Genomic DNA, 8,105 nt, shown 5'->3' on the forward strand with positions numbered 1-8,105 from the left:
CTGCCGTAGCGGTCGCTACGGCAGAGCCCGTGTGCGATTGGCAGAACTGACCCCGGATTTTATGCCAGCAGTTCGGCGTAGCGGGCGATGTCGACGTTGCCGCCGCTGACGATGATGCCGACGCGCTTGCCTTGCAGCTGGTCTTTCATCGCGCGCGCGGCGGCCAGGCCCAGGCCGCTCGTCGGTTCGATGACGATTTTCATGCGCTCGCCGAAGAAGCGCATTTCGGCGCGCAACTGTTCGTCGCTGGCGGTCAGGATGTCCGTCACGTCGCGCTGGATGATGGGGAAGGTCAGTTGCCCCAGATGCTGGGTCTGGGCGCCGTCGGCGATGGTTTTCGGCGTGTCGATGTGGACGATGCTGCCGCTGCGCAACGATTGCTGGCCGTCGTTGCCGGCCTCGGGCTCGACGCCGTAGACCTTGGCGCCCGGCGACAGCGCGTGCGTCGACAACGCCGTGCCGCTCAGCAGGCCGCCGCCGCCCAGCGGCGCGAACACGACATCCAGCCGTCCCACTTCCTCGATCAGTTCCTTGGCCGCCGTGCCCTGCCCCGCGATCACGTCCGCATGGTCATACGGCGGGATCAGCGTCAGGCCATGTTTCGCCGCCAGTTCGCGGCCGATCTGCTCGCGGTCTTCCGTGTAGCGGTCATAGATCACCACTTGCACGCCGTAGCCGCGCGTCGCCGCCACCTTGGCCGCCGGCGCGTCATGCGGCATGACGATGGTGGCCGGGATCCCCAGCAGCCGCGCCGACAGGGCCACCGCCTGCGCGTGATTGCCCGACGAGAAAGCCACCACGCCGGCCTTGCGCTGCGCCGGCGTGAATTTCGCCAGCGCGTTGTAACCGCCGCGGAATTTGAACGCTCCCATGCGCTGGAAGTTCTCGCACTTGAAGTACACTTCCGCGCCGAGTTCGGCATTGGCGGTGGACGAGGTCAGCACCGGAGTCTTGTGCGCCACGCCGGCGATGCGCTGCGAGGCGGCGACCACGTCTTCATAGGTAGGCAGTTTCAATTCGCTCATGAGGGTTCCTGGAGGGGATTAGCGCGCGTCGTTGTAGACGGTGGCGCGGGAAACGTTGAGGTAGGCGGCAACAATATCCATCGCCCGCCGCACATCGCTGAGGCCGGCTTCCTTCAGCTCGCGCATCAGGCTCTTGCGCTCCTCGGCCTTCAGCGCGCGCGGCGTGGTGCCCAGACGGGCGGCGTATTGGTCGATGTGGCTGCGGATGGCGTCGGCGCCATTGGGGCGCAGGGTATCGGTGACGGCCGCTTCGGTGTCGACGCTGCCGAACTGGGTCAGCATGGTGTTCAGGCTGCGGAACACGGTCAGGTCGATGTTCAGGCACAGCGCGGCCACGTACTGGCCCTGGCTGTCCTTGATGCCGATCGAGGTGCTCTTGGCCAGGCGGCCGTCGGGGAAGGTGTTGGCGTAGTTGGCGATCACCTGTTCGAACGCGGGATCGGCGGCGCGCGCCAGCCCCAGCTCGGTCGCGGGCGCGCCGACGCTGCGACCGGACAGATTGTTGTGGATCGCCAGCACCGCCTGCTCCGGCGCGGTCAGGTCGTGCAGTACCACTTCGCAGAACGGCGCCAAGGTTTTGCCCAGTCCGTCCGCGACCTGGCGCAGCTGCGCCAGCAGGTGTTCATGTTCGCTGGTTTTCTTCATCTGCACATTTTATCTCGTTTTAGATAATTTGTGCAGATCCGGAGAAATTTACGGTCCGGGCCGACGCTCTTGCTTGTTATCGCGCGGCTCGGTCTCCATCACGCCGGGGCCGGCGGACTGGCGGCTGTCCGAGCTGTTGCCGCCCAGGCCGCCAGGCTCGCCGCCGCTGCCCGCCGGGCCGCCCTGGCGTTGCGCCTGCCTGTCCTGCTGCTGCGTAGCGGTTCGTGCGCCCTTGTCGACGCCCTGCCCGCTGGTGGCGCCCTCGGTGCCGGAGCGGCTGCCGCGGATGCCGTCGACATCGCCGGGACCGCCGATGGATGAATCGTGATGACTGTTCATGATGACTTCCTCCTTGCCCTCATCGTAGGCAAGCCATGCCAACGCGGCCATCGGCGCACACCGCGCCGGGCTGTAGGATTTTGGACGGCAGCCTCTAATTTTATGCTGCCAGGGGTTCGTATAATCGGCGGACAACGATTACCCTGGAGACAACCATGAAATACCTCGCCCTCATCGCCGCTGCCGCCCTGAGCATCGCGCCCGCCTTCGCCGATCCCGGCTCGCCGGCCGGCCTGTGGAAAAACATCGACGACGAAACCGGCAAGCCGAAAGCGCTGATCCGCATTTCCGAAAGCAACGGCGTGCTGACCGGCCAAATCGAAAAACTGTTCCGCGACGCCAATGAAGAGCAGAATCCCAAGTGCGACAAATGCGAAGGCGCGCGCAAGGACCAGCCCATCCTCGGCATGACCATCCTGTCCAACCTGAAGAAGGATGGCGACGAATACAGCGGCGGCGAGATCCTCGACCCCAACAACGGCAAGGTTTACAAAAGCAAGCTGCACCTGACCGACGGCGGTAAAAAACTCAGCGTGCGCGGCTACATCGGCGTACCGATGCTGGGCCGTTCGCAGACCTGGCTGCGCCAGGACTGACCTGGCTGCAGCCGACGCCCTGCGCGAACAGTCGCAACATCTGGCGCAGCTGGTCAGCGTATTCCGGCTGGGCAGGCCGGCCGTGCCGGCGCTGCGCTAAGCCGGTCTCAGCGCGCGCCCTTGCCGGTGGCGGTCCACCAGAGGCCGCCCATCAGGTGCGCCAGGTATTGCGGATCCTTGTACATATTGCCGTCGTGCCCCAGCGCGGTGACGAACACGCGGCTCTTGTCGACGTGGTGATACCAGCTCACCGGATGGTCCTTGCCCATGCCGTGCGAGACCTGGCCCGGCCAGATCTTGGTCGGATCGTAGCTGGTCTCGTCCACGTTCAGCACCGGATGGATTTTGATCTTGTACGGATCGTCGAACACATACCATTCGTCGCTCCAGATCCAGCGCTCCGGCAGGCCGTAGGTGGCCGGGAAGTTCCTGTCGACCACGTCGGCCACGCCGGTCTGCAGCATCGGATGGTTGCCGACGTGACGGCCGACCAGCTTTTCATACCAGGTCCAGGTGTTGGGCGGGATGATCAGCGCGCGGTGCACCAGCATGGCGTTGCCGCCGTTCTTCATGTAATCCTCGAATTTCTTGCGGCGCGCCTCGTTCAGTTCTTCCGGCGGCGTGTTCAGGAACATCACCGCCGCGTACTGGCTCAGATCGCCGTCGAAGACTTCCGGCTTGTTGGTGTAGGTCATCTCGAACGCGTGCAGCTTGCCCAGCTTTTCGAAACTCTCGCGCGCCACCGGAATGTATTCGTAGTGGTACTTGCTCGGCATCGCCAGCACCAGGATCTTGTACTGCGTATCCGCCTGACTGGCGCTCGCCAGCAATCCGGCCGCCACGGCCAGCAAGATTTTTTTCATGGTCTCGTCTCCGGTTATAGCTAAAAAGTTAGCGCTAACATCAGTCTAACTCAAAACCATCAGTCCGGCACCAGCTGTGTGACCATGGGCGGTTCGAGCGGACTGGGCAGGCACACGGCGGCCGCGCAACCGCCGGCGGCACGCCAGTAGCGCACGTAATGCACGTCGGTGGCGGGACGGGCCGCATCGTGCACCACCGCCAGCGCGGCGTCGGCCGTCGGCGCGAAGCTCAGCGCGCGCAGATGCGCCTGCAGGCCGGTGCCCAGCGCCTTGCAATAGGCTTCCTTCTGCACCCACAGCCGGTATAAAAAGTCCTCGCGCTGCAGCGGCGCCAATGCCGCCAGCGCGGCCTGCTCGTCGGGATGGCAGACCAGCCCGGCCAGCTCGGTCATGCTGATGTTGGCGTGCGCCGTGCTTTCGATATCGACCCCGACCGGATACGGCGCCAGCGCGATCAGCGCCTGGCGGCCGCTGTGCGACAGGTTGAAATGGCAGCTCAGGCCATCCGCCTCCGGCTTGCCGGCCCAGCCGTAACGCAGGGCGATGCGCGCCGGATCGCCGCCCGACTGCCGTGCCAGCAGCAGCCGCAGCATGCTGCGGCCGCGCCGGTAATGCTGCGCCAGGCGCGGCGTGCGGTAGCGCTGCGCCCTGGCCTCTTCCTCGGGATGCAGCACGGCCGCGTGACGGTCCCAGCCCGCATCGTCGAGGTCGGCCTGCCATAGCCGCAGCGTCTCAGGCCACTTCGGCGACACGGTCCCGTTCCAGCCGCGGTTGCGCCAAGACCTCGCTGTGCGCCACATGGCGGCCGCCGCCGCGCTCGCGCGTGCCGACCAGCACCGCCATATTGCCGAACGGATGCTTGTTCTCGAACATCAGCTGGTGCGCCAGATGGGTCTCGTCGAAATCGAAGGTGCGTCCCAGGCAGGGATCGATTTTGCCGTCCAGCACCAGCCGGTTGAAACTGGCCGCCTGCTGGTGATTGGCGAAATGCGCGCCCTGGAAGCGCTTCTGACGCATCCACAGATAGCGCAAATCGACCGAGGCGTTGTAGCCGGTGGTACCGGCGCAGATTGCCACCATGCCGGCCGTGTCGCACACGAACAGTGAGGTCGGAATGGTCGACTCGCCCGGATGCTCGACCACCAGCGCCGGCGATTTCTTCTCGCCCACCACGTCCCACACCGCCTGGCCGAAGGCGCGCGCGCCCTCCGACCAGCGCTTGTAGGCGGCCTTGTCGGTCCAGTGCGGCAGCATGCCCCAGTGCGAGAAATCGTTGCGGTTGATGCAGCCCCTGGCGCCCAGCTTCAGGCAGTAGTCGAACTTGTCGTCGCTGGACACCACCGCCACCGGGATCGCGCCGGCCTCGCGGCAGATCTGGATCGCCATCGAGCCGAGGCCGCCGGCGCCGCCCCAGATCAGCGCCACCTCGCCGGCGCGGATGGTGTTGGGGGTGAAGCCGTACAGCATGCGGTAGGCGGTGGCGCCGACCAGCATGTAGGCGGCCGATTCTTCCCACGACAGATGCTGCGGGCGCGGCAGGCACTGCTGCGCCTGCACCTTGGCGAACTGGGCGAAGCTGCCCCAGTTCAGCTCGTAGCCCCAGATGCGGAAGCTGGGCGAATACATCGGATCGATGCCCTCCCGCACGCGCGGGCAGTCGGCATCCCAGGTGCCGCAATGCAGCACCACCTCGTCGCCGACGCGCGGCCAGCTGACCTTGCGGCCGACCTTGTACACGATGCCGGAGGCGTCGCTGCCGCCGATATGGAAATCGACCGCTTCGCCGGCCTTCTGGCGCGCGCTGATCACATCCACCGGCACGCCCTGCGCGGCCCAGACATTGTTGTAGTTGACGCCGGCCGCCATCACGTACACCAGCACCTCGTCATCGCCGATCTCGGGCACCGGCACCACTTCCGGGCGCAGGCTGTCCTTCGGTTCGGCGAAGCGCTCGCGGCGCACGGTGAAGGCATGCATCAGCGGCGGCACTTCGCCCAGCGGCGGCCGTTCCCCGATGGGATAAATCTGTTTCGACATTGTATTAGTCTCCAGGTTCGGTTACGAATGGACCACGTTCAGCTGAAACTCTTCACCCGCACGGCCCGCACGGTGTCGCCGTTGGTGCCGTAAATACTCTGAATCAGGCCGGCGGGACGCGGCATTACCGTTATGCCGTTGTGCGGCAAACCATAGGTTTCGTCGTTGACGCGGATGTTGAACGGCTTGCCGGCCTTGACCTGCAGCGCCACCTCCAGCTCGCGCTGCTCCATGCCGTAGGCTTCCAGCAGCCACAGCGGATTCGGCTTCTGCGTGAACGGCTGGCCGTCCACGCGCGAGGCCAGCACCTCGGCGCCCTCGACCTTGACCGAGAACACCGGCGCCTGGCGCAGCGTGCGCACCTTGAACCTCACCTCGCGCACGCCATCCTTGCTGGTGTCGCTCAGCACCGCGATCTGCGGCGCCTCCAGGCCCGGCATCCGCGGCGCCGGGCTGACCCAATACTTGCGCGAATTCACGCCGAACACTTCCGGCACCTGCTGCTTGTCGCTGACGGTCGGGAAGTAATGCTTGCTCCAGCCGCCCAGCTGCTGGTCGCGCGAAATCCAGAATGCCTTGCCGGACGCGCTGTCCCAGGCATAGAACAGGTTGGACGTGTTCGGATGGGCGGCGTCGATCTGCGCCGTCATCGAGCCGGCGATCAGGAACACCGCGCCGGCCGCCAGCGGCACCGCCGGCAGCAGGAAGCGCCGCGTCAGCACCGTCAGCAGCGGCGTCATCAGGCCGGCCACCAGCGCCAGCACCAGTCCGGTCACCACCGACATCTGCGGGCTCAGGCCGATATACAGATTGCGCACCACCGGCGCGAACAGGATCACCGCCGGCGCCAGGCCCAGCACCAGCAGCGCGGTGCGGGTGCCGGCCGTGACCGCGCTGCCGCGCCGCGAGAACAGCACCGCCAGCACACCCAGCATGGCCAGCAGCGGCCAGCCGAACATGAAGGTCACGCCCGGCATGGCAAAGCTGGTGATCAGCAACAGCAGCAGCCACAGCACCAGCGCGCCGAAGCCCAGTTCCATCGGCCGCAGCCAGCGCGCCACCCCGGCCTTCATGGCGATGTAGGCGCCGATCACCAGCGCGACGAAGGCCAGCAGATACCACTGGCTGTTGTATGGATCGCCCAGCACGCCGTATTCGGGATGCAGCAATGACACGCCGCCCCAGATCAGCTGGCAGCCCACGCCCAGCAGCACCGCCATCAACAGGAACAGCGGCATCGCCAGCAGCACCCGCAGCGGCCGCAGCATGCCGCCCTTGATGCCCAGCACCGCCACCGCGCACAGCGCCGCCGCGGTCACCAGCATCAGCGGGATCACCGCGGTGGTGGTGTAGTGCACCAGGCCGATGCCGGGCAGGTCGAAGTACACGCGGTCGGTCGCGCTCAGGTCTTCCAGCGGCCGGTTGCCGAACTGGCGCGTCAGCGTCAGCATGATCTCGCCCTGCTGCTGCAGCGTGGCCTGGTTGAGGTTATCGATACTGTCGGTCTGCAGGTGGTAGCTGACCGGTTTTTCGATGGCGGCAAAGTTCAGGCCCGGCACGCCGATGCGCTTGAACGAGGACATGTCGGTATCGTTGGGCATCACCTTGTACAGCTCGTACAGCATGGAACTGGCGACTTGCTGCGGCAGCGACTGCGCCAGCGCCGTGACCAGCTTGCCGTTGCCGGGGCTGGTCTCGAACATCAGCATCGGCCCGCTGTTGCCGCGGTATTCGAAGTTGAGCACCAGCCCGGCCTCCTTGGCCCACGGGTGGCTCTTGACGAACAGATCGGAACCGAGCAGGCCGGCTTCCTCGCCATCGGTGAACAGCACGATCAGATCGTTCTGCAGCCGCGCGCCGGTCTGCAGCGCGCGCAGCGTTTCCAGAATGGCGGCCACCGAGGCGCCATCGTCGGCCGCGCCGGGACCGGTGGGCACCGAGTCGTAGTGCGCGGCCAGCAGCAGCGCCTTGCGCGGCGGTCCGCCGGCCGCGCTGCTGGCGCCCGGCACCCGCACCACGATGTTGTTGACGATGCCGACCGCGCCCCACGGCCGGTTGTTCATGCGGCCCATGCCGGTCTGTACTTCCGGCTGCAGACCGAGCGCCTGCAGCCGCTCGATCAGGTAAGCGCGCACGCGCGCATTGGCGGCGGTGCCGACCGCGTGCGGCTCGTGGGCGATCTGCCGCAGGTGGTCCATTGCACGCGCCGCCGAGAACGCGTCGGACGGCGCGCTGGCCGGCTGCGGCGCCGGCAGGCGCGCCGCGCTCAGCCCCAGCACCGCCAGCAACAGCAGGACCAGGATGGCGCAACTGCCGAGCGCCCAGTTGACTTTAGGAGAGAGGGTAGTTTGGGTGGCCATGCTGAAAGTCATCCATTGAATGAAGAGGCGGGAATCAGGCCGACCGCAGCCGCGCCAGCCGCGGCCACATCGTCAGCAGGACGATGGCGGCCAGCGGCAGCGCCACCAGGTGCAGCACCAGGGTAAAACCGGGATCGACGCCGGCATGCAGCAGCGGCGCGCCATCGGCACTCATGTACGCCAGCAAGCAGGCCAGCAGGATCAGGCAGAAGCCCATGAAGAACGATGGCAGCAGCCACA

9 protein-coding genes are annotated in these 8,105 nt (G+C 66.3%); 1 reads left to right on the forward strand and 8 read right to left on the reverse strand.

Annotated elements, in window-relative coordinates:
* Positions 1-59 precede the first annotated feature (59 nt).
* From E4L98_RS19655 to E4L98_RS19665, 3 genes are read right to left on the reverse strand one after another with little or no spacing between them, the layout of a single operon-like run.
* The gene (locus E4L98_RS19655) at positions 60-1,025 is read right to left on the reverse strand and encodes a threo-3-hydroxy-L-aspartate ammonia-lyase (RefSeq protein ID WP_135203241.1); all 966 of its coding nucleotides are present in this window, start codon (positions 1,023-1,025) and stop codon (positions 60-62) included.
* An 18-nt stretch (positions 1,026-1,043) separates the two neighbouring features.
* Positions 1,044-1,670, reverse strand: a complete 627-nt coding sequence (locus E4L98_RS19660) for a helix-turn-helix transcriptional regulator (protein ID WP_135203242.1) — start codon at positions 1,668-1,670, stop codon at positions 1,044-1,046.
* Positions 1,671-1,718: 48 nt separating this feature from the next.
* Positions 1,719-2,009 (reverse strand): hypothetical protein, encoded by a 291-nt coding sequence (locus E4L98_RS19665; protein ID WP_135203243.1) that lies wholly within the window; start codon positions 2,007-2,009, stop codon positions 1,719-1,721.
* Positions 2,010-2,164: 155 nt separating this feature from the next.
* Between E4L98_RS19665 and E4L98_RS19670 the strand changes: the two genes are divergently transcribed.
* Positions 2,165-2,605 (forward strand): DUF2147 domain-containing protein, encoded by a 441-nt coding sequence (locus E4L98_RS19670; RefSeq protein ID WP_135203244.1) that lies wholly within the window; start codon positions 2,165-2,167, stop codon positions 2,603-2,605.
* A gap of 107 nt (positions 2,606-2,712) precedes the next feature.
* Here the strand turns inward: E4L98_RS19670 and E4L98_RS19675 are convergent, their stop codons facing one another.
* From E4L98_RS19675 to E4L98_RS30110, 5 genes are all read right to left on the reverse strand, one after another.
* Complete coding sequence (locus tag E4L98_RS19675) at positions 2,713-3,468, reverse strand: ThuA domain-containing protein (RefSeq protein WP_135203245.1); 756 nt, start codon at positions 3,466-3,468, stop codon at positions 2,713-2,715.
* Between the two features lie 59 nt (positions 3,469-3,527).
* A complete protein-coding gene (locus E4L98_RS19680; protein WP_167761388.1) occupies positions 3,528-4,220 on the reverse strand; it encodes a 4'-phosphopantetheinyl transferase family protein in 693 nt (230 codons plus the stop codon).
* The gene (gene ccrA / locus E4L98_RS19685) at positions 4,201-5,505 is read right to left on the reverse strand and encodes a crotonyl-CoA carboxylase/reductase (protein ID WP_135203247.1); all 1,305 of its coding nucleotides are present in this window, start codon (positions 5,503-5,505) and stop codon (positions 4,201-4,203) included. Before ccrA ends, E4L98_RS19680 begins: the two co-directional genes overlap by 20 nt.
* Positions 5,506-5,543: 38 nt before the next feature.
* On the reverse strand, positions 5,544-7,865 hold the full coding sequence (locus E4L98_RS19690) for a M20/M25/M40 family metallo-hydrolase (protein WP_167761389.1): 2,322 nt from the start codon (positions 7,863-7,865) through the stop codon (positions 5,544-5,546).
* Between the two features lie 34 nt (positions 7,866-7,899).
* The coding region (locus E4L98_RS30110) for a hypothetical protein (protein ID WP_167761390.1) at positions 7,900-8,105 on the reverse strand (206 nt) is incomplete at its 5' end.

The organism is Duganella callida (assembly GCF_004614165.1).
GTDB lineage: Bacteria > Pseudomonadota > Gammaproteobacteria > Burkholderiales > Burkholderiaceae_D > Rugamonas > Rugamonas callida.